The sequence below is a fragment of the Sphaerisporangium aureirubrum genome (assembly GCF_042658925.1).
In the GTDB taxonomy this organism is placed as follows: domain Bacteria; phylum Actinomycetota; class Actinomycetes; order Streptosporangiales; family Streptosporangiaceae; genus Sphaerisporangium; species Sphaerisporangium aureirubrum.
This window is the reverse complement of record NZ_JBHSRF010000071.1, coordinates 14123-34581: the sequence shown is the minus strand read 5'-3', so window position 1 is coordinate 34581 and position 20459 is coordinate 14123. Positions and strand designations below refer to the sequence as shown.

General features: G+C 73.1%; 17 protein-coding genes. 6 read left to right on the top strand and 11 right to left on the bottom strand.

Annotated elements, in window-relative coordinates; genetic code table 11:
• Positions 1 to 73: 73 nt before the first annotated feature.
• From ACFP1K_RS32295 to ACFP1K_RS32285, 3 genes are all read right to left on the bottom strand, one after another.
• Positions 74 to 979, bottom strand: a complete 906-nt coding sequence (locus tag ACFP1K_RS32295; RefSeq protein ID WP_380760491.1) for a hypothetical protein — start codon at positions 977 to 979, stop codon at positions 74 to 76.
• 5 nt (positions 980 to 984) lie between these two features.
• Positions 985 to 1863 (bottom strand): hypothetical protein, encoded by an 879-nt coding sequence (locus ACFP1K_RS32290; RefSeq protein WP_380760488.1) that lies wholly within the window; start codon positions 1861 to 1863, stop codon positions 985 to 987.
• 178 nt (positions 1864 to 2041) lie between these two features.
• Positions 2042 to 4606, bottom strand: coding sequence for a serine/threonine-protein kinase (locus tag ACFP1K_RS32285; RefSeq protein ID WP_380760485.1), 2565 nt, complete (start codon positions 4604 to 4606; stop codon positions 2042 to 2044).
• Positions 4607 to 4715: 109 nt separating this feature from the next.
• On the opposite strand from ACFP1K_RS32285, the gene ACFP1K_RS32280 reads away from it, so the two are divergent.
• Positions 4716 to 5189 (top strand): low molecular weight protein-tyrosine-phosphatase, encoded by a 474-nt coding sequence (locus ACFP1K_RS32280; protein ID WP_380760483.1) that lies wholly within the window; start codon positions 4716 to 4718, stop codon positions 5187 to 5189.
• Positions 5186 to 5998, top strand: coding sequence for a fructosamine kinase family protein (locus ACFP1K_RS32275; protein ID WP_380760481.1), 813 nt, complete (start codon positions 5186 to 5188; stop codon positions 5996 to 5998). The genes ACFP1K_RS32280 and ACFP1K_RS32275 overlap by 4 nt, the downstream gene beginning before the upstream one ends.
• Here the strand turns inward: ACFP1K_RS32275 and ACFP1K_RS32270 are convergent.
• The 5 genes from ACFP1K_RS32270 to lanKC all read right to left on the bottom strand — a co-directional run bounded on the left by ACFP1K_RS32270 (position 5909) and on the right by lanKC (position 12572).
• Positions 5909 to 8245 (bottom strand): prolyl oligopeptidase family serine peptidase, encoded by a 2337-nt coding sequence (locus tag ACFP1K_RS32270; RefSeq protein WP_380760479.1) that lies wholly within the window; start codon positions 8243 to 8245, stop codon positions 5909 to 5911. The genes ACFP1K_RS32275 and ACFP1K_RS32270 overlap by 90 nt on opposite strands.
• Positions 8242 to 9546 (bottom strand): MFS transporter, encoded by a 1305-nt coding sequence (locus tag ACFP1K_RS32265; RefSeq protein WP_380760477.1) that lies wholly within the window; start codon positions 9544 to 9546, stop codon positions 8242 to 8244. The genes ACFP1K_RS32270 and ACFP1K_RS32265 overlap by 4 nt, the downstream gene beginning before the upstream one ends.
• A 162-nt stretch (positions 9547 to 9708) precedes the next feature.
• Positions 9709 to 9804: a class III lanthipeptide gene (locus ACFP1K_RS32260; RefSeq protein WP_380760475.1), complete on the bottom strand. Its 96-nt coding sequence runs from the start codon at positions 9802 to 9804 to the stop codon at positions 9709 to 9711.
• Between the two features lie 41 nt (positions 9805 to 9845).
• Positions 9846 to 9941, bottom strand: coding sequence for a class III lanthipeptide (locus ACFP1K_RS32255; protein WP_380760475.1), 96 nt, complete (start codon positions 9939 to 9941; stop codon positions 9846 to 9848).
• 72 nt (positions 9942 to 10013) lie between these two features.
• Positions 10014 to 12572: a class III lanthionine synthetase LanKC gene (gene lanKC, locus ACFP1K_RS32250; RefSeq protein WP_380760472.1), complete on the bottom strand. Its 2559-nt coding sequence runs from the start codon at positions 12570 to 12572 to the stop codon at positions 10014 to 10016.
• 206 nt (positions 12573 to 12778) lie between these two features.
• Between lanKC and ACFP1K_RS32245 the strand changes: the two genes are divergently transcribed.
• The 3 genes from ACFP1K_RS32245 to ACFP1K_RS32235 all read left to right on the top strand — a co-directional run bounded on the left by ACFP1K_RS32245 (position 12779) and on the right by ACFP1K_RS32235 (position 16003).
• A complete protein-coding gene (locus tag ACFP1K_RS32245; protein ID WP_380760523.1) occupies positions 12779 to 13456 on the top strand; it encodes an RNA polymerase sigma factor in 678 nt (225 codons plus the stop codon).
• Positions 13457 to 13529: 73 nt separating this feature from the next.
• Positions 13530 to 13739: a heavy-metal-associated domain-containing protein gene (locus ACFP1K_RS32240; protein WP_380760470.1), complete on the top strand. Its 210-nt coding sequence runs from the start codon at positions 13530 to 13532 to the stop codon at positions 13737 to 13739.
• A 26-nt stretch (positions 13740 to 13765) separates the two neighbouring features.
• Complete coding sequence (locus tag ACFP1K_RS32235) at positions 13766 to 16003, top strand: heavy metal translocating P-type ATPase (RefSeq protein ID WP_380760521.1); 2238 nt, start codon at positions 13766 to 13768, stop codon at positions 16001 to 16003.
• A gap of 12 nt (positions 16004 to 16015) precedes the next feature.
• Here ACFP1K_RS32235 and ACFP1K_RS32230 read toward each other — a convergent pair whose 3' ends face one another.
• The gene (locus tag ACFP1K_RS32230; protein ID WP_380760468.1) at positions 16016 to 16414 is read right to left on the bottom strand and encodes a type II toxin-antitoxin system VapC family toxin; all 399 of its coding nucleotides are present in this window, start codon (positions 16412 to 16414) and stop codon (positions 16016 to 16018) included.
• Positions 16411 to 16668 carry a hypothetical protein gene (locus tag ACFP1K_RS32225; RefSeq protein ID WP_380760466.1) on the bottom strand — a complete coding sequence of 86 codons (258 nt, stop codon included), beginning with the start codon at positions 16666 to 16668 and terminating at the stop codon, positions 16411 to 16413. Before ACFP1K_RS32225 ends, ACFP1K_RS32230 begins: the two co-directional genes overlap by 4 nt.
• A gap of 120 nt (positions 16669 to 16788) precedes the next feature.
• On the opposite strand from ACFP1K_RS32225, the gene ACFP1K_RS32220 reads away from it, so the two are divergent.
• Positions 16789 to 19401, top strand: a complete 2613-nt coding sequence (locus ACFP1K_RS32220; RefSeq protein ID WP_380760463.1) for a helix-turn-helix transcriptional regulator — start codon at positions 16789 to 16791, stop codon at positions 19399 to 19401.
• Between the two features lie 35 nt (positions 19402 to 19436).
• Here ACFP1K_RS32220 and ACFP1K_RS32215 read toward each other — a convergent pair whose 3' ends face one another.
• Positions 19437 to 20402, bottom strand: coding sequence for a hypothetical protein (locus ACFP1K_RS32215; RefSeq protein WP_380760460.1), 966 nt, complete (start codon positions 20400 to 20402; stop codon positions 19437 to 19439).
• Between the last annotated feature and the right edge of the window lie 57 nt (positions 20403 to 20459).

Below are 20459 nucleotides of genomic sequence, written 5' to 3'. Positions count from 1 at the left end.
ACGATTCGGGGTCGTCGCGATGGTCGGCGCCCATTGTCGGCCTCTTTTCCTGTCAATCTCCGTGGCGCGTCGGCTACGTCGCCAGCAGTTCCTGCTGGATGGTTCTCCACCGATCGATGTCGTTCAATGACACCATGTCGCGGTTATCGGCCACGACGTGTTCGCAGAGTGTGTGGAGCGTTAGCTGGAGTTTGCGGATGGAGACGATCTCCGGGCGGACCTTCTTCATCATCGCGGTGACCACTTCGGGGGGTATATCGGGAAAGGAGTCCTCGTCGCCGATCTGGCGACTTGTCCGCTCTTGTACGAACAGTTGCGGGTCATCCGGCTTCAACTCCCCCGCCTGGATGCGGATCACATTGTCCTGGGACCGCGATCTCCGGGCACAACTTTTGATAATATCATCATCCTGGCCCTCCGTAAAGAAGATCATGTCACTGCGAATCAGTTTGGCGTACATCTCCACCTGGGCGACATTCGTCAATGGCGGAGCCAGGACGAGCGCCACTCCTTGGATGTCGGGCAACAACTCACTGAGCGTGTCGAACCCGGTTTGCACCTCGCTCGCCAGCAATGATTCGACTTGATGCTCCGTGAGCCTCAGGGGGCGTTTCAATCGCCCGATCAGGCGTTGGTAGAAATTGATTTCCTGCTCGGCGACCGTCAGGCCGCTGGAGCCTCCGGAAAAGTCGAAGACTTGTAAACTGCTGTCTCCGGCGGCGTGGTCCTGCAACCAGGCGACGCAGCGGTTGATCAAAGAGGTCTTGCCCTGGCCCGTGCCGCCGGTCGCCACCACGAGATGGCCCTGGCGTACGGCACCGTTCCGAGTGAACGTCTCCTGGAACTCGCCGAAGGCCGTCTCGGTGTCGTCGATGTCGACGTACCACTTCCCGTCGTTCTTCTTCTCCCACGGGCGCAGCGGCGTGTCGTTGACGCGTCTCGGCCGGTCGGGGAATCCGAAAGGATTGATGATGGCCAACGTCGCTACTCCGGGGGCTCGCCAGGCGCGGTGACGGCGGCCGTCGCGGGAGCACCCTTGAGCGGATCCCCCTGCTCCACGTCCCGTTTGTCCCGGCGCGTCCACAACGGATGCTGTACCGACTCCGACAGAACGCCGACCTCCTCGTCGAACCGCTTCAGCTTGGCCCTGAGCTTCCCGGCCTCGTCACCGAGGTTTTTCCCGAGGCTCAGCCACCAGCTCTGGTCGCCCATGGACAGTTCCTCGCCGAGCGTCCTCAGCAGCCGCTCGGGGGACTTCCAGCGCGGATGGAGTCGCTGGATCTGAAGCAGTCTGGAGGACAGGTCCATGCGCCGTATCAGCACCGGATGGTGGGAGGGCCGTCCGCCGTCCGGGTCCTCCCATTGCTCCAGGTAGCGCTCGGCCTCCTGGCGGAACTCCCTTGCGGCCTGACGCAGGCTCTCCGCCTGGGTGGCCGCCTGGCTGCGGGCGCTCTGCCATGCGGTCACGCCGAGGGTGGCGAGGCCGCCGGCGAGCGCGCCGAGCAGTGTCTGGAGGGCGGGTGCCCAGCCGCTGTCGCCGCCGGACAGGGCGGGCAGGCCCGGGACGGTCGCGCGCATGGCCTTGCAGGTGCGCTCGAAGGCGGCCTCGTGGTGTTCGCGCCACTTCTCGAGAGTGAGCGGCTTCCCGCCGAGGTCGACGTCGGTGCCTTTGACGGCGGGGATGGTGCCGAGCGTGAGCCCCACTTCGGTGAACCTGCCGCGCCAGGTGGGCGACAGGCAGAGGGCGCGCAGGGCGTCGCCTTCCGATCCGTCGTCGGTGAGGGCCTGGTAGACCGCCGGCGCTCCCATGATGAGGAGGATGCCGATGATCAGGGACAGGGCCACCCCCCGCCATCTCCTCACCCGCGGCTCCTGTCCGTTTTACCGGAATAAAGCACTTATATACCGTCTTAAGGCGGTCACTAATGCCTAAGCCGGTCGTTGTAGCGCTTTAAACCATAGCTCCGGGAGACGAGGGGCACGCGGCAATTGCGGTACATCGGGTTGATAACGAAATGGGGTGGCAGTCCGGCCCGGACTATCAGGGCGTGGGCTGTTCCGGGGCTTTGGGGAATCGGACCTCTCTGGTGAGGAATAGGTGGTCGTTCTCGAGGTGGGGGACGTTGACGGGAGGGGGAGGGGCGAAGATGCCGGGGAGAGGGCGGGCGGCGGTTCTGGTGGGGGAGTCGTCGGGGGAGGGCTGGGAGAACTTGCCGGGGATTTCGCCGGTGATTTCGTTCGGGTGGGTGGGCCAGGGGATGGGGAGGAGGGTGGCCTCGGGGGTGGACAGGAGGGCGTCGCGGAGTTCGCGGGGGGTGGAGCGGAGGGCGGGGTCGCGGGTCATGGCGTTGAGGACGGCGGTGCGGAGGGCGGGGGAGATGTCGGCTTCCAGGTCGATCTTGCCGGTGGTGATGTTGTAGAAGACCATCTCCAGGGTGCCCTTGCCGAAAGGAGGGCGGCCGGTGAGGGCGTAGCAGAGGACGGCGCCGAGGGCGTGGACGTCGGACTTGTAGTCGTCGTCGAGGCCCTCGACCGTCTCCGGGGCCAGGTAACCCGGCGTGCCGATGAACATGCCGGTGTCGGTGAGGTGGTCCGAGCCCTCCTCGCGGGCGACGCCGAGGTCGATGATGACGGGGCCGCGGAAGGGGGAGACGATGACGTTGGAGGGCTTCAGGTCCAGGCGCATGATCGACTGGCCGGACAGGTACTCCACCGCCTCGGCCAGGGCGACGCCCACCTGGACGGCCGCGGCGGGTGGCAGGGGGCCGCCGTCGCGGACCAGGTCGTCCAGGGCCGTGCCCTCCACCAGTTCCAGGACGAGTGCAGGGCCCACGCGGGGATCGTCGAGGAACTGGTAGCCGGCCACCAGGTGGGGGTGGCGGGTGCGGATGGTGATCTCCGCCTCGCGGCGGAAGCGGGTCAGCGCGGCGGGGCTGCCCGCGGCCGTGCTGTAAAGGACCTTGATGGCCACGTCCCTGCGCAGGTGCAGGTCGAAGCCGCTGAACACCTCGCCCATGCCGCCGGCGCCGATGCGCGCGCCGAGGATGTACCGGTCGGCCACCAGGTTGTCGGCGGAGGTGCCGGAGAAGCCGTCGGGGCCTGGGGGCGGCGCGGCGAAGGACCGGCCGCCGCGCTCGCTCTCGTGGTGGCGGGCCAGCCCGAGCAGCATCTCCTTGACGTTGTCGACCAGTTTGTACGCCGTGACCTGCGCGGCGGCGACGTCCGGGATGATGGTCGCGGTCGCGCCGAGCTCCCGCACCGCCTCGATCACGCCGTGGCCCGCCAGGTGCGCCAGCAGCCGGTCCACCCGGCGCCGCGAGATGCCGAGCAGCGGGTCCAGCTCGCTCTGGTGGGTGCTGCCGAGGATGTCGAGCACGCTGAACGTCCTGCCGTTGGTGCGCAGGATCCAGTCGATGACGTAGTAGGCGCTCAGCCGCCGGCGGTCCTCGTCGATGGCGATGGGGAACAGGAAGGTGCCGGTCTCCTGGTGCAGGTCGTCCAGGAGGCGTTCCAGCTTGGCGTAGAAGCCGATGCGGTCGCTCGCCGCCGCGTCCAGCCTGATCACCGGACGGCCGTCGTCCCAGGTCACCAGCTCGTTGAACTCCTGGAGCAGGCGGCGGGGCACCCCGCGGGCCTTGAAGCTCAGGTACCGCTCCAGCTCCTCGGTGCCGCGGACGCGCTCGGCGGTCACCGCCTCCAGGAGCCGTTTGGCGGCGTCCCAGGTGCACGGCACGTACAGGCGCCAGGCGAACACGCTCTCGTAGACGCTGTTGCCCCGCCCCACGTCCTTGAGGGCGTGGTCGTACAGGTCGGGGCCGCCGACGACCAGGAAGTGCACGCCGCGCATGGTGAGCACCGTCTTGAGGCTGGTCAGCAGGTCCTCGACCACCGACAGGCCGGTCGGGCCCGCGGTCATCTTGTCCACCTCGTCGAGCACCACGACCAGCCGCACCCGGGCCGCCCGCCGCCCGCCCCACAGGCGGCGCCGGGACCGCCTGAACGACGGGGCGGCCTGCCCGCCGAAGGCGCGCACGACGCGGGTCAGGTCGTACTCGACGTCGTGCTCGGAGTAGGTGAGGTACGACGCCTCGGTGGCCATCGTGCGCCCCCGCTTGGCCGTCAGGCCGGCCCCCGGCACGCCCTTCTCGCCGGACGACACCGAGATCCCGGCCTCGCTCGTCGCCGTGTTCGACTGTTTCAGCATGACCGAGGTGCGCTGGTAGGCCAGCAGCAGGGAACGCCGCGCCTCGTCGGGCAGGTGCCGCAGGCCGCCGAGCTCGTTGAGCTGCTCGTAGGTGCGGCGCAGCACGGTGTACAGCAGCCGGTCGGGGGTGACGGGCCGGGCCACGCTGAGCACGACCGGGACCACGATCTCGTCGGGCTCGGTGTTCTCGGCGATGCGGTGCAGGGCGTGCGTCACCAATGTGGTCTTGCCGATGCCCCGGAATCCGGTGATGAGAAAGGTGCCGCCCCGGGAGTATCCGACACGGGTCGCGAGTTCGTCGACCAGTGCCATGTCACCGAGAAAGGGGATGGCGCCGTCGCCTACCTGCAATGGCTCGTGGACATAGCGGAAGGACGGCCGTAACGGGATCGCGTACTCCATGCGTCTCCCTGGGAATGCACGACTAATGGTGACAGTAGCCCATTTCAGCGGCGGATTCGCGGGTACCGTCGCGTCCGGCGGAGTGCGGCCGGTGTTGCATGCTTGGGGGATGAGTTATCACGTCTGTCTTGTGTGCATGGGGAACATCTGCCGGTCGCCGATGGCGGAGATCGTGGTGCGGCGGGTGCTGGCTGATCATGGGCTGGAGGAGCTGGTGACGGTGGACAGTGCGGGGACCGGGGGGTGGCACGCGGGGGAGCCCATGGACGAGCGGGCCGCGGCCGTGTTGTCCCGGAGTGGGTACGACGGGGCGGCGCATCGGGCGCGGCGGTTCGAGTCCGGGTGGTTCGGGCGGGCCGATCTTGTGCTGGCCATGGATCAGGAGAATCTGCGGGCGTTGCGGCGGATGGCGCCTTCGGGGACCGACATCCGGCTGTTCCGGTCTTTTGACGCGTCCGCGCCGGACGGTGCCGAGGTGCCGGATCCGTACTACGGCGGGGCCGACGGGTTCGTCAAAGTGCTTCAGATGGTGGAGACGGCCGCCGAGGGGCTGGCGAAGCATCTGGAGCAGGCGGTCAGATGAGGACGGTTCGTTCGCTTGGCCGGTCCCATGCGTGGGAGCTGCGGGAGGCCGAGTCGCCGGAGTGGGGGCGGGTCTTCGTGAAGACGGACGCCACCTCAGGGTCGGCGGCGGTGTTCGCGGCCGAGGCGGCGGGGCTGCGGTGGCTGGGGGAGGCGGGGGCGGTCGGGGTGGCCGAGGTGCTGGAGGTCACGGGGGAGCGGCTGGTGGTGTCCTGGGTGGAGGCGGGGGTGGCGTCGGCGCGGACCGCGGAGGGGTTCGGGCGGGGGCTGGCGCGGCTGCACGCGGCGGGGGCGGAGGGGTTCGGGGCGCCGTGGGCGGGGTTCATCGCGCGGATACCGATGGACAACCGGCCGGTGGGGGCGTGGGCGGAGTTCTACGCCGTGCGGCGGCTGGCGCCGTTCGTGCGGGCGGCGCGGGACGCCGGGCGGCTCTCGGCCCGGGACGCCGGGGTGCTGGATCGGGTGGCGGAGCGTCTGCCCGCTGTCGCCGGTCCCGCCGAGCCGCCCGCGCGGATTCACGGGGACCTGTGGAGCGGGAACGTGATGTGGGTCGCCGACGGGGCCGTGCTGGTGGATCCGGCGGCGCACGGCGGGCATCGGGAGACCGATCTCGCGATGCTCGCCCTTTTCGGGCTGCCGCGCCTCGGTGCCGTGCTGGCCGCCTACCAGGAGGAGACGCCCCTGGCGGACGGCTGGCGGGAGCGGGTCCCCCTGCACCAGCTACACCCCTTGCTGGTGCATGTCTGCCTGTACGGCGGGAGCTACCGTGACTCCCTGCTCGACGCCGCCGCCCGGGTCCTCGCTCTCTGACAGGCCCGTCTGGTGGGCGAGGAAGGCCAGGGTGTCGGCACCCAGGGCGGTGGCGGCGGGGACGGGGCGGGGGCCGTGGCCCAGGGCCTCGTAGGACGTGAAGAGGATCGGGGCGGTGGGGGTGGTGGTGGCGTGCTGGAGGGCCGCGGTGAGTTTGCGGGCGTGCAGGGGGTCCACGCGGGTGTCCGCGGCGAAGGCGGCGAACAGGCAGGCGGGGTAGGGGGTGCCGGGCGTGACCTGGTGGTACGGGGAGTAGGCCAGGAGCCGGTCGAGGTCCTCGGGGTTGTCGGCGGTGCCGTATTCGGCGCGCCAGGCCCGGCCCATTCCGGAGAGCTCGTAGCGGGCCATGTCGGTCAGAGGGGCCAGGCAGACGGCGGCGCGGTACAGCTCGGGGCGCTGGGTGACGGCGACGGCGGCCAGCAGGCCCGCGTTGCTCGCACCGATCAGGCCCAGGCGGGCCGGGGTGGTCCGGCCGGTAGCGACGAGATGTGCGGCGGCGGCGTGCAGGTCGGCGAAGGTGTTCGGCTTGTGCTCGCGCCGCCCGGCGCGGTGCCACGCCTCGCCCTCGTCGCCGCCGCCGCGGACGCAGGCGACGGCGAACACACCGCCCCGCTCCACCCAGGCCAGGACGTTCGGGTCGAACGACGGGGTCATGGGCACGCCGAAACCGCCGTACGCGGTGAGCAGCGCGGGCCGTGCCCGGTCGGGGCGCCGGGACGGGGCCAGCAGGAACATGCGGATCCGGGTGCCGTCCGGCGAGGTGTAGGTCTCCTGCCAGGAGGCGATCCCCGTGCGGTGCCCCGGGAGGGGGTTCGCGGGCTCGTGGGTGCCGTACCGCAGGACGGTGGGCGGGGTGAGGTGGTCGGTGTAGGTGAACCAGGCCGTGGCGGGGGCCGCGGTGTCGGCGGTGAGGTCGCGGACGGTGCCCGCGCCGGGGAGGGGGACGGTGGCGAGCGGACGCCCGTAGGCACCGTCCCTGAGGGTCAGCTCGGCCACCGAGTGCCGCGTGTGCGAGACCAGCAGGCGGGGGGTCCGGATCCCGTCGTCGTCCAGCAGGACGAAGGCGGACAGCACGGCGCCGGGGTCCTCGGCGACGATCTCCACGGGGGAGGTTCGCGTTCCCGCCGGCCCCTTCCCAGAGGCCGGCCCTTTTTCGGAGGCTGGCCCTTTCTCGGAGGCCGGCCCTTTCCCGGGGGCCGGCCCTTTCCCGGGGGCCGGGTCTCTCTCGGGAGCCGGGTCTTTCGCGGGGATTGGGTCTTTCGCGGGGGCCGGGCCGTTCCCGGTGGGCAGGTCGTCCCCGAGGGGCAGGTCGTCCCCGAGGGGCAGGTCGTTCGCGCGCAGGGCCACGATGCGGCCCCGAGGGGCGCCCTCGGTGGTGTGCAGGTACACGACGCCCTGACGGCTCACCTGGGCGACGGCCCGCGTGCCCGGCGCGAGGGGGATCGGCGTGAAGCGGGGGGCGGCGGCGGGGGTGGACGCCAGGTCGGCGAGGTGGAGCCGGTTGGCGGGATCGGTGCCGGTGCGGGTGGACACCACGAGCCAGCGCCCGTGGTCCAGGCGCACCCGGTGGACGGCGCGCGGGTCGGCGCCGGACCCGAACACCGGGACGTCCTCGCCGCCGGCGAGCCGGTGCAGCCACACACGGGGGCCGGGGCGTCCGGTGGGCGGGGGGCCGGGGTGTCCGGTGGGGGGTGTGCGTACGTAGAAGAAGCCGGAGTCGTCCGGGAGCCATGCGACGGTGGAGTAGCGCACGCCGTCGATCGGCGCGCCGGTCACCGTGCCGGTGGGCAGGTCCACGATTCGCAGCACGGCCTGTTCGGTGCCGTCCAGGGACGTCTGGCAGGCGAGCAGGCGGCCGCTCGGGGACACGGACCACCCGTCCAGGGAGACGCGCCCCGGCGGGCCGAGGGTGGACGGGTCGTACACCACCCGCTCGGCCCCGCCCGGCCGCCGGGTGTGCAGCGCGAGGCCGTGCCCGGCGGGTGCGACGAAGAACTCCTGCCCCCCGCGCCGGACGGGCACCGACGAGATCCGGGTGCGGCCGAGCTCGGCGAGCCGGTCGGCGAACGCGGCCCGGGACGGCAGCGCGTCCAGGTACGCGGCGGTGAGCGCCTGCTGGCGGCGCGACCACTCCACGGTCTCCGGGGACACGGCGTCCTCCAGCCAGCGGTACGGATCCTCGATGACCCGGCCGTGCCGCACCTCGGCCGTGCCGTCCCGGCGCGCGGGCGGGTAGGCGGGGCTCATACCGGTGCCGGGACGTCGGGCCGGTCGCCCGCGCGCATGAGGCGCAGCACCGGGACGAGCAGGGGGAGGCTCAGCGCGGACAGCGCGAACGCCGCCCACAGGGCGGGGCGGACGCCGAGGGCCGTGCCGAGCAGGCCGCCGAGCAGAGCGCCCGCGGTGGCGCCCGCGGCGGTGACCAGCTGAACGCTGACCGAGACGCGGCCGAGCACCTCGTCGGGGACGCGAAGGGTCACGAAGGTGACGAGGCCGATGTTGGCCATGGCGGCGAACAGGTGCGGCAGGCCGATGCCGAGCGCGGCGACGGCCGCGGCGGCGGTGAGCGGGCCGCCCGCGAGGGGGAGCGCGGCGGTGCCGAGCGCGGCGCCGAGCAGGCCGAGCAGGGTGAGCCGTTCGGGGTCCAGGCGCCGGGACAGCAGTTCGCTGAGGAACGTGCCCGCCACGCCGGAGACGCCGAGCAGCACGAACAGCAGCCCGTACCACCCGGCGGGCACGCCGAGGACGTTCAGCAGGAACGGCGCGACCAGGGCCAGCGTCATGCCCGCCACGACCTGCTGCCCGGCCAGGAACGGGACCAGGCCGCGCAGGAACGGCTGCGTGGCGAGCAGCCGGAACCCGGCCCCGAGGTCCCGCGGCAGCCGCCTTCCCTCCGGGTTCGGCGCCGGGGCGGTGGGTGTCTCCGGGGACCGGATGAGCATCAGGGTGACGGCGCTGAGCAGCCGGGCCAGCAGGTCGACCAGGAAGGGGACGGCGAGCCCGAGGGCCGCCGCGGGCCCGGCGAGCGCGCGGCCGAGCGTGCCGCCGATGTACTCGCCGCGGTTGAGCCGTGCCCGCGCGGTGACGAGGCCGGCGGGGGCGACGATGCTCTTCAGGTGGACCATGTACACCGTCTCGACCATCACTCCGGCGGTGGCGACGAGGAACACGACGGCGGCGAGCGTCCACACGCCGAGCACGTCCGCCGCGACGGCCGCCAGGGTCGCGGCGAGCACGCCCGCGATGGCGAGGTCGCAGCCGATCAGCACCCGGCGGCGGGTGCGCAGCCGGTCGGCCCACGCGCTAATGAACAGGCCGAACAGCGGCAGCGGCAGGCTCGCGGCGGCGGCCAGCAGGCCCGTCTCGGCCGGTGAGGCGCCGAGGGCGTGCACGGCGACCAGGGGGACGGCGATCGCGGTGAACACCGACCCGAAGGCGGTGGCGGTCTGCCCGCCCCAGTAGAGGCGCAGGTCCCGGTTCGCAGGAGTCCTCGCCCACCGGCCGGGGCGGTGGGTACCGAGTCGGAGGCGGGTGGCGGAGGTCTTCATCGAGGGTCCTGACGTAAGGGTCGTGGCTGGGGGTGACGGTGCGGCCGGCCACCGGGTCGTCCGGGGGCCGGCCGCGCTCGATCGTCCGTGCCGGGAGTTCGGGTCGGGTGCGGCACCGTGCGGGCCGTCAGGGGTACCCGTCTCCATCGGTCACGTGGTGCGTCAGTTGGTGGAGCCGCAGTGCCAGCTCAGCGTGCTGAGCGGGGCGTCCTGCTCCAGCTCGGCGCCGAGCTCCTGGAGGGCCAGGATCGTGGTCATGTCGGTTCACCCCCTTCCAGGGGCTCGTTCGGGAGGGGGCCTCAGTTGGTGGAGCCGCAGTGCCAGCTCAGGGTGCTGAGCGGGGCGTCCTGCTCCAGCTCGGCGCCGAGCTCCTGGAGGGCCAGGATCGTGGTCATGTCGGTTCACCTCCTTTCTCACGTGCGAGGGGGACCGGCCGGTGGTGGCGGCCGGAAGTTCGGGGGCGCGGGTCAGGCGTCGAGCAGGAAGTGGCCCGAGGCGCCGTGCAGGACCCGGTGGAGGGCGAGCAGGACTCCCGCGCCGCCGCTCCACAGTTCGGCGCTGAACCGCAGGGATCCGTCGCCGAGGAAGCGCACGCCGTGGCCGTCGGGCACGGCGTACTTCACCAGGCCGCGGGCGGCGTCCAGCGCGGCGTGCGCGCAGGCGGCGTCGCCGGTGATCTCGGCGTGGTCGGCGAGGGCGAACGCCAGGCCGGCGAGGCCGGGGTACAGCCCGGGGACGCCGCAGTAGGTCTTGGCCGTGTCGGCGAGCACCCGGGGCAGGGCGGCGGCGATCCGTTCGCCGGGGACGGCGGCCTGGTACCGGGTCAGGGCCAGGGCGACGCCGGCCGATCCGGTGCCGAGGTACGGCAGGGCGCGCCGCGCGGTGTCGTCGTCGGCGAAGGACAGCGCGCCGTCCTTCAGTTCGAGGGCGAGGTCCAGCTCGGCGTGCAGCAGCCGGAGGCCGTGCGCCAGGTGGCGCTCCTCTCCGGTGCGCGCCGCCAGCCGGTGCAGGAACAGGGCGATGCCCGACCGCCCGTGCAGCAGGCCCCGCGCGTTGCCCGCGCCGAGCGCGGCCCGCGGATCGCCGAGCGAGGCGATCCCGTCCGCGGCCCGCACCGCGAGGTCCAGATGACGCTGGTCCCCGGTGCCCCGATGCAGCCGCAACGCGGCCATGCCGACCCCGGCCCATCCCTCGCCCAGCGTCGCCGTGCCGGTACCGGCCCGGTCCCCGAGGGCGGGGTGGCGGGCGGCCGTGGCCAGCAGGTCCTCGGCCTCGCCGAGCAGGCCGAGGTCCGCGAGGACCCAGCTCACCCCGGCCGCGCCGATGTGCAGGCCTGGCGGGAGCGCGTCCCGCTCGGCGGTGGCCCGGGCGAGGAACCGTCCGGTCAGCTCCGGCGGCACGTGCGACCCGGTGACCAGGAGCGCGTGCAGGACCCCGGCCAGCCCGTAGGTGACGCACAGCGTGTTCGTCTCGAACCCGTGCGGGACGGTGGGCAGAGGCCGGTCCGGGCTGAGCATGCCCAGCAGCCCGTCCCGGACGTGCCCGGCGAACCGCGTGAGGCTCTCCCGCGGCCGTTCGTCCAGGTCGTCCGGGGAGGGCAGGACCTTGTCCGGCGCCGGGTCGTGCTCGTCGTGGAAGCGGGTGGCGCGCCGCCAGAGCCGCCCGGGGACCGGCGCGTGCCGCCCCGCCTCCCGCCGCACCCAGCGCAGGTTCCCCGGGCTGCGGCTCACCACGTCGTGCATCGGCATGACCAGCGCGAGCGCGATGGCGGACAGGCCGTAGTCGTCCCAGGTGAACGGGCCGGTCAGCGGCACGGAGTCCGGCGGCGCGTAGCCCTGCGCGCCCATGCGGACGAGCGGGCCGGCGACCGGCGCGCAGGACTCGAAGTCGACCAGCCTGGCGCCCTCGGGCGTCACCATCACGTTGCGCGGGTTGAGGTCGCCGTAGCGGTACCCGGCCCGGTGGATGCGGCCGAGGAGGACGTCGAGCCGGTCGACGATCGTCAGGCATTCGACGTGGTAGGCGGTGTGGCCGGCCGCCCCGCGCCCGGCCTGGACCAGCGGCGCGTGCCGCGCCATCCAGGCGTGCAGCGAGTCGCCCTCGACGAACTCGGTGACCATGAAGTCGTGTTCCCACTCGGTGAAGTGGTCCAGCGGCTCGGGACACACCCCGGGCACGGCCCGGTGCAGCTCCCGCAGCGTCTCGTACTCCCGGCGCAGCCGCTGCGCCGCCGTGGTGCGGTCCCAGTACAGGCCGTTGTGCGCGCGTGCCTCCTTGATGAACACGACGCGCCCGGTGCGGGTGTCCCTGGCCTTGTACGACCCGCCGGAGTTGCTCGGCTGCACCGCCTGGAGGATCTCGTACCCGTTGATCACCACGGGCCCGGGCGGCGTGGCCGGGGGCTCGGGCGCGAAGGGGTCGGTGATCCCGGCGGGCGGGGCGAACGACACGCCCCGGGTGTCCGGCACGTCCCGGCCGTGGCCGTCGCGCACCAGCGACGCGAGGGTGCCGTCCGGTCGTGTCCCGCCGCGCCGGCGGAACGCGCCGTAGCGGTAGTGCACGACGCCGGAGCCCGGGAACCGCCGGTCGCTCAGGATGTACGGCCCCTGCTCGCCCGCCAGGTCCCGGGTGAGGCGCTCCATCAGCCGGCGGGCGGTCGCCTCGTCCGGCGGGTAGATCGCGCAGAACTTGCCCGACTGGGGGCGGGGCCCGTGCTTGTGGTGCAGGACGAGGAAGAACGTCTCGGCGGCGATGTGCTTGAACGCCACCCGCTCGGCGAAGCAGGCGCGGGCCACGATGCCGAGCACCGCGTCCGCCCGCTCCAGCCGCGCCGACACGTGGACCTTCCAGCCCTGGTCGGGGACCTCGACGCCGTCGGCGGTCCAGCGGGTCCAGATGTCCTGGTCCGTGGAGGTCCATCCCCCGGGGACGCCGCCCGGTGTGAACCGGCGGCCCGCCCCGGTGAGGCCGGAGAGCGGCGCGTAGTATTCGGGATCGGCCTGCGCGTAGCCGTGAAAACCGATCATCGTTACTCTCGCCCCTCGTGTCGTTTGTTTTCCGGGCCCCGGTGGGGCGACTTTCACCGGATATACGGAACGCCGACCGAACATCGTTCCAGTACGTGTATTTGTACACACTCGGCGGGGAACGGGCCCCGGGTCCGGTGAGGTGGGATCGTCATCTACCTGCGGAGACACCTTTGAAGGCCTATTTGCGATCTTCCGGGGCGCGGATGCGCCGCCATAAATCCCATGGACAGAAGAGCGGTCCGGCGCTGATTCTCAGGGCGGCGGAACGGCCACTGGACTCATGGAGGCTTACGGTGTGCACGTGCGGTGACGACGAGCTCGCGGAGTGTTTCAAGCAGGGTTCGCCGGACGCGTTCAAAGAAATCCACGACTCTTATCACGCGCCATTGTTCGCGACCGCAATGCGTATTCTCGGCAATCACGAATGGGCGGCGGACGCCGTCCAGCTGGCCTTCGTGCGGGCCTGGCGCGCGGCCCCGGACTTCGACGCCTCCCGGCCCCTGCTCCCCTGGCTGTACGCGATCGTGCGGCGCACCGCGATCGACGTCCATCGCAGCGAGCGCAGGACCGGCACCACCGTGCCGTCCGACGTGCTGGCGGACCTCGCCGAGCGGAGGGGCCGGGAGGACGACGGACGGGACTCCTGGCTCAGCGCGGAGGTGCGGTGCGCCCTCGCCGAGCTGGACCCGCACGAGCGGGCGGTGCTGCGGCTGACCTACTACGAGTCGCTGACCCAGCCGGAGATCGCCGAGGCGCTCGGCATCCCGGTCGGCACGGTGAAGAGCCGCACCTCCCGGGCGCGGAGCCGTCTCGCCCTGCTGCTGGAGCCCCGGCTGCGCCCGGCCGCCGCCGAGGACCCCTGCGACTGCCTGTGCGCCTGAGAGGCGGCCCGGGAATACCCAAGGGGGGTACGGTGTATTGTGGTGTGCACGCCTAACGGAAGGAACGACCCCCATGACCGCCACTTACACCGTCAAGGGCATGACCTGCGGCCACTGTGTCAGCTCCGTGCAGGAGGAAGTGGGTGCGGTGCCGGGCGTCACCGGGGTACGGGTTGACCTGGCCACCGGCCTGCTGACCGTGGACGGCGACGCCGCCGGCGACCACGCCGCCATCACGGCCGCCGTCGAGGAGGCCGGTTACCAGGTGGTAGACCGGTCATGAGGGGCACGGCGCGGGAGGGGGACACCATGGCCGGGGACGGACGGCAGGCGGCCGGCGGGTCGGTGGAGCTGACCATCGGCGGCATGACCTGCGCGTCCTGCGCCAACCGCATCGAGCGCAAGCTCAACAAGCTGGACGGCGTCACCGCGACCGTCAACTACGCCACCGAGAAGGCCAAGGTCGCCTACCCCGGCGGCCTCGACCCCCGCGACCTGGTCGCCGAGGTCGAGAAGGCCGGGTACACAGCCGCCCTCCCCGCCCCGCCAGAGGCCGCCGCGGACGGCCCGGAGGACGAGCTGCGCCCGCTGCGGCAGCGCCTGGTCACCTCGGCCGTCCTGGCGGTCCCGGTGATCGCCATGGCGATGATCCCGCCGCTCCAGTTCACCAACTGGCAGTGGCTCTCCCTGGTGCTGGCCGCGCCCGTGGTCGTGTACGGCGGATGGCCGTTCCACCGCGCGGCCTGGGTCAACCTGCGCCACGGCGCCGCCACCATGGACACGCTGGTGTCGCTCGGCACCCTCGCCGCGTTCGGGTGGTCGCTGTGGGCGCTGTTCCTCGGCGACGCGGGCATGCCGGGCATGACCCACGGGTTCGAGTTCACCGCCGAGCGCACCGGCGGGGCCTCCAACATCTACCTGGAGGCGGCGGCCGGCGTCACCGCGTTCCTCCTGGCCGGGCGGTACTTCGAGTCCCGCGCCAAGCGCCGCGCCGGGTCCGCCCTGCGCGCCCTGCTGGACCTCGGCGCCAAGGACGTGGCCGTGCTGCGCGGCGGCGCCGAGACCCGCGTGCCGAGCGATCAGCTCGGAGTGGGCGACCGCTTCGTGGTCCGTCCCGGCGAGAAGATCGCCACCGACGGCGTGGTCGAGGAGGGCTCCTCGGCGGTCGACGCCTCGATGCTGACCGGCGAGCCCGTCCCGGTCGAGGTGGGGCCCGGCGACGCCGTCACCGGGGCCACCGTCAACGCCGGCGGGCGGCTGGTGGTCCGGGCCACCCGGGTCGGGGCGGACACCAGGCTGGCCCAGATGGCCAAGCTGGTGGAGGACGCGCAGTCCGGCAAGGCCCAGGTGCAGCGCCTGGCCGACCGCGTGTCCGGCGTCTTCGTGCCCGTCGTCATCGCGCTGGCCGTCGGAACCCTCGGCTACTGGCTGGGCACCGGCGCCGGGACCGCCGCCGCGTTCACCGCGGCCGTGGCCGTCCTCATCATCGCCTGTCCCTGCGCCCTCGGCCTGGCCACCCCGACCGCCCTGCTGGTCGGCACCGGCCGCGGCGCGGCCCTCGGCATCCTGATCAAGGGCCCGGAGGTCCTGGAGTCCACCCGCCGCGTCGACACCGTCGTGCTCGACAAGACCGGCACCGTCACCGAGGGCAGGATGACCCTCGTCGCCGTCGTCCCCGCCCCCGGCGAGGACCCCGCCCAGGTGCTCCACCTGGCCGGAGCCCTGGAACACGCCTCCGAGCACCCCATCGCCCAGGCCGTCGCCCGCGCCGCCGCCGACGCTGCCGCCGAACTGCCCGTCCCCGAGGACTTCGCCAACCTGGAAGGGCTGGGCGTGCAGGGCGTCGTGGACGGCCACGCCGTCCTGGTGGGACGCCCCCAGCTGCTCGCCGAGTGGTCCCAGCACCTCCCGCCCGAGCTGGAGCGGGCGCTCGGCGAGGCCAGGGCCGCCGGCCGCACCGCCGTGGCCGTCGGCTGGGACGGCGCCGCCCGCGGCATCCTCGTGGTCGCCGACACCGTCAAGCCGACCTCCCGCCAGGCCGTGGCCGACCTGCGCGCCCTCGGCCTGCGGCCCGTCCTGCTCACCGGCGACCACACGGCCGCCGCCAGGGCCGTCGCCGCCGAGGTCGGCATCCCGCCCGAGGACGTCATCGCCGAGGTCCTCCCCGCCGACAAGCTCGACGTCGTCAAGCGCCTCCAGTCCGAGGGCCGCACCGTCGCCATGGTCGGCGACGGCGTCAACGACGCCGCCGCCCTCGCCCAGGCCGACCTGGGCCTCGCCATGGGCACCGGCACCGACGCCGCCATCGAGGCCTCCGACCTCACCCTGGTCCGCGGCGACCTGCGCGTGGCCGCCGACGCCATCCGCCTCTCCCGGCGCACCCTCCGCATCATCAAGTCCAACCTGTTCTGGGCCTTCGCCTACAACGTCGCCGCCATCCCCCTCGCCGCCGCCGGCCTCCTCACCCCCATGATCGCCGGCGCCGCCATGGCCTTCTCCTCCGTCTTCGTCGTCACCAACAGCCTCCGCCTCCGCCGCTTCACCTGACCCCAGGCCTTTTCAGGAGGTGACCACCTGGATTGGACATCTCGGGCCGATGGCGCGGCTGAGTCTGGCGTCCATGGTGACCAGAGAGCAGCCGAGGGCTTCGGCGGCGGCCACGTAAGCCGCGTCATATGCGGTGAGGTTGCCGCGAAGTTCCCATATCCGGGGCAGGAGGCAGTTCTCGTCGACGGTGTCGACCACGACCGCCATCAGGTCGGTGACCGCGTCGTCCGCCGTCTCCTGCGTGATCTTCTTGCCGAGCAGGCGTCCCCGGATCACCGAAAGAGTCTCGGTCTTGAGCAGGGATGGCCCGGCCCACCTGGGGTCGCCCCCCAGGGCCTCCCGCGCGGCCTCGGCCGCCCGGCCGGACCCGGTCAGTGCCTCGGCCAGCACGGAGGCGTCGATGACGATCACTCGTCTCCCTCGAACCGTGCGGATCGCTCCCGGCGGATCTCGTCGAGTTCCGTCACCGCCTCTCCGGGCCGCGCGTCGTAACCTCCGGCCCGGCGACGGGCCCGATCCAGAACCGCCAGGTTCCGCGCCCGGCGAGCCTCTGTGGTCACGAGTTCCAGCAGCAATCCCTGCAATGACATCCCACGCGCCCGAGCCTGCGCGGCGAGGGCTTCTCGCACGCTCTCGGGCACGTCCCTGATCTGCAACGCCACCATGCATGCATTTTACATGCATCGCTTCGGCCGCCGGATGCGCGGGAGCCGGGTGCCAAGGGGAAGGTAGGGCCCGATACTGGGGGGATGTGGCCCTTTTGCGGGCGGGGGCGGGAGCGCGGCGTGGTCAGGGGGGCCATCGCCGGTGGGGGGTCGGTGGTGGTGGCCGGGGTGGCCGGGGTGGGGAAGAGCCGGCTGGTGCGGGAGGTGGCCGGGGGGGTTGGGGGGTCGTATGCGGTGTTCAGGGTGGACGGGACGCGGGCTGCCCGGGATGTGCCGCTCGGGGCGTTCGGGCCGTTGCTGGCCGGGGAGCCGCCGAGGGCCAACGTGCTCGGGTGGGCGGGGCGGGTGGTGCGGTCGCTGGCGGGGGAGCGGCGGCTGCTGCTCGTGGTGGACGACGCGCACCTGCTGGACGACGCCTCGGCGGCGCTGGTCCACCAGGTGGCCGGGTACGGGCAGGTGCTCGCGACGCTGCGCGCCGGGCAGCCCAGGCCGGACGCGGTCACGTCGTTGTGGAAGGACGAGCTGGCCGTACGGGTCGACCTGAGGCCGCTGACCCGGGAGCAGGTGGACGAACTGCTGGTGGCGGCGCTCGGGCGGGTGCCCGGGGAGACCTGTGCCCTGCTGTACCGGCTGAGTGAGGGTAACCCTTTGTACCTCCGCGAGCTGGCCCGGACGCTGCGGCTCACCGAGGACGGCTGGCGGTGGCGGGAGGGGACGGTGCTGCCCGACCGCCTGGCCGAACTGATCGCCGGGCGGATGGGGGAGCTGGGCGAGGACGAGACCGCCGTACTGGAGCTGACCGCCTTCGGCGAGCCGGTGCCGCTCGCGGCCCTGGTCGCCGTGGCGGGGTGGCGTGCGGTGGAGACCGTCGAGGCGCGCGGCCTCGTCCGGGTCGCTCCCGAGCGGTCTTCACCCGGGGCGGCGGGTGGCGGCGGGGCGGCCTCCGCTCAGGAGGGCGCCGATCCCGGGGCGGGGGGAGCTCAGGGGAACGACGATCCCGGGACGGTAGGCGCTCAGGGGGACGCCGATCCCGGGGGTGAGATGGTGTGGCTCGGGCATCCGCTGTACGGCGAGGTGATCCGGGGGCGGTGCCCGCGGCTGCGGCGGCGGAGGCGGTTCGGGGAGCTGGCGGGGGCGGTGGGCGGGGACGAGGTGCGGGCGGCGGTGTGGCGGCTGGAGAGCGGAACACCCGGGGAGCCGGGGCCGCTGGTGCGGGCGTGCAGGCTGGCGTGGGCGCTGCACGAATACCCCCTGGCCGTACGGCTGGCGCGGGCCGCCGTGGCGGGGGGCGGCGGGAGCGAGGCGGAGCTGATGCTCGGCACGGTCCTGCTGTACGCGGGCAGGGGGGAGGAGGCCGACCGGCTCCTCGCGGCGGCGCTGGAACGGCCCTGCGACGAACGCACCCGCACCCTGCTGGCGGTGACCAGGGCCAACACGCTCAACTCCATGGGGCGGTTCGCCGAGGCGTCCGCGTTGCTGGACGAGCACGAGCCGGCCTGCGTGCGGCCGGAGAACCGCCAGGAGTTCGCCATCCAGCGCGCCGGCCATCTCATGATGGGCCGCAACGACACCGAGGGCGCGTCGAGGCTGGCCCGCTGGATCCTCGCCGACCCGGCGAGCCCGGCGATGGCCGCCCAGGCCAACATGGTCCACGGCTGGATCCATCTGTTCTCCGGCCGTCCCCTGGACGCCGCCGAGTTCGCCCGGCGGGCACTGGCGTCCCAGGAGCAGTGGCGTGACCACGTCCCGGTGCTGCTCCGGACCGCGTACGCCGTCAGGGCCCACGCCGCGCTGATCACCGGAGACCCGGACACGTACCAGGTCGTCGTCGCGGAGGGGCACGCCGCCCTGACGGAGGACGGCGCATGGGAGGTCGCGCGCTACGAGGAGCGCTTCGTCCGCGGCCGGCTGGCCCTGCTGCGCGGCCAGGTCGCGGAGGCCGTGCGGCTGATGAGCAATCCCGGCACGGTGAACGTCCCGAGCGGCTACGCCGCGATCGGGCACGCGGACCTGGCGCTGGCCATGGCGTTCGGCGGGGACGCCGAGGGCGCCGAGCGGGCCATGGCGGGCACGGAGGGCATCGAGTTCCCGCTGCTGCGCTGCCACGTCGACATGGTCCGGCCGTGGATCGCCGCCACGTCGGGTGAGCTGACGCGGGCGGTGGGCCTCTGCCTCGAGGTCGGCGACCGGGCCGCGCGGATCGGGCTGTTCAGCCTTGAGGCGATCGCCCGGCACGACGCGGTACGGCTCGGCGCGGCCAGGGCGGTCGCCGACCGGCTCGCGGAGCTCGTGTCGCTGTGCCAGGGGGAGTTCGTTCTCATCGCCGACGCCCACGCCCGCGCCGCCGCCGGCGGGGACGGACGTGGCCTGGACGAGGTCGCGTCCCGCTTCGAGCGGCGCGGCATGCTGCTGCACGCCGCCGAGGCCGCCGCCCAGGCCGCCGAGGCCCACCGGTCCGCCGCCCGCCCCGCCTCCTCCCGCGCCTCCTCGGCGCGCGCCGCCGCCCTGGCCGGCCGCTGTGAAGGCGCCCGCAGCCCCGTCCTGGCCCGCCTGAGAGGCCCCGGCCTCACCAGCCGGGAGCTGGAGGTGGCCCTCCTCGCGTCCTCCGGCCTGTCCAGCCGGGAGATCGCCGGACGGCTGGTCCTCTCCGTCCGCACCGTGGAGAACCACCTCCAGGCGGTGTACCAGAAGCTGGGCGTCACCCGCCGCGGCGACCTCGGCCCCCTGCTGTAGGACAGGCGCCTGCCCCTGTGCGGCGCCACCCGGGGTCAGGGTGCGGTGAGGCGGAAGCTCGACGGGCCGGTGACGACGGGGCCGAGGCCCCGGTATTCGAGCTCCGCGGCACGCTGGCCCTCGATCCCGTAGACGTTCAGGTTCCGGGTGAAGGCCGTCATGAGCGTGTCCGTGAACGTCACCGTCTCCGACGAGCGGGGCCGGCCCTGCAGGATGTACTCGGCGGTGGACACGTCACGGGGCCTGCGCAGGCGGATCCACCGGCCGTCCAGGTTCACGGCGCCGTTGGAGCGGACCTTGACGGGGACGGACCGGCCGCACAGGTCGTCGCCGGTGCGCGAGAAGCTCGGACGCGGCACGTTGGTCTGGACGCGGGGGGCGAAGCCCGAGACGCCGCGGCGGGACTCCGCCCAGATCGTGTACGTCGTGACCACCGCGTCCCCGCGCCGCACCGCCTGGCCGGTCAGCCCGGCCCGGATGATGTTCCCGGTGTCGAACCCGCCGAGGCCGATCCACGCGTGGTACGGCCCCACCGGACCGTCCCCGGAGACGCAGGGGATCTCGATGGACGCCTGTATCCCGGCGAAGTCGGGCCAGGTCCGGTCGTCGGCCGAGTCGCGCAGCTTGTGGTAGAGCAAGCCGGTCCACGGCAGGTACCAGGGCACCGCCGCTGCTCCGGCCCGGTGCGCCGGGGCGGTCGTGATCCCGGCCGGGGCGGCGCCGGTGGCGTGGGCCGGTGTGATCCCGGTCAGAGCGGCGCCGGTGGCGTAAGCCGGTGTGATCCCGGTCAGAGCGGCGCCGGTGGCCTGCGCGGGTGTGATCCCGGTCGGAGCGGCGTGTGCGGGCATGAGGGTGAGCAGGTCGCACAGGGCGGCCACGGTCGTGCCCGCGTGCAGGAGCGCGCGTGCGCGCCGTTGGCGGGCGCCCCCTCGCCTGGCCCGCGACGCGTGCGTCCTGCGGGAGGGGGAGGGCTCGGGGGTGTGCTGGAAGGTGAGTGCCACGGGACCGGTCCTTTTCGGTAGATGCGATCCTTCGCACTTCCAGTGAAGGAGGACCGG

Coding starts and splice junctions, on each gene's coding strand:
- ACFP1K_RS32285 (WP_380760485.1), bottom strand. CDS start 4,606: ATGGAGTACGCGATCCCGTTACGGCCGTCCTTCCGCTATGTCCACGAG.
- ACFP1K_RS32280 (WP_380760483.1), top strand. CDS start 4,716: ATGAGTTATCACGTCTGTCTTGTGTGCATGGGGAACATCTGCCGGTCG.
- ACFP1K_RS32275 (WP_380760481.1), top strand. CDS start 5,186: ATGAGGACGGTTCGTTCGCTTGGCCGGTCCCATGCGTGGGAGCTGCGG.
- ACFP1K_RS32270 (WP_380760479.1), bottom strand. CDS start 8,245: ATGAGCCCCGCCTACCCGCCCGCGCGCCGGGACGGCACGGCCGAGGTG.
- ACFP1K_RS32265 (WP_380760477.1), bottom strand. CDS start 9,546: ATGAAGACCTCCGCCACCCGCCTCCGACTCGGTACCCACCGCCCCGGC.
- ACFP1K_RS32260 (WP_380760475.1), bottom strand. CDS start 9,804: ATGACCACGATCCTGGCCCTCCAGGAGCTCGGCGCCGAGCTGGAGCAG.
- ACFP1K_RS32255 (WP_380760475.1), bottom strand. CDS start 9,941: ATGACCACGATCCTGGCCCTCCAGGAGCTCGGCGCCGAGCTGGAGCAG.
- lanKC (WP_380760472.1), bottom strand. CDS start 12,572: ATGATCGGTTTTCACGGCTACGCGCAGGCCGATCCCGAATACTACGCG.
- ACFP1K_RS32245 (WP_380760523.1), top strand. CDS start 12,779: ATGCGCCGCCATAAATCCCATGGACAGAAGAGCGGTCCGGCGCTGATT.
- ACFP1K_RS32240 (WP_380760470.1), top strand. CDS start 13,530: ATGACCGCCACTTACACCGTCAAGGGCATGACCTGCGGCCACTGTGTC.
- ACFP1K_RS32235 (WP_380760521.1), top strand. CDS start 13,766: ATGGCCGGGGACGGACGGCAGGCGGCCGGCGGGTCGGTGGAGCTGACC.
- ACFP1K_RS32225 (WP_380760466.1), bottom strand. CDS start 16,668: ATGGTGGCGTTGCAGATCAGGGACGTGCCCGAGAGCGTGCGAGAAGCC.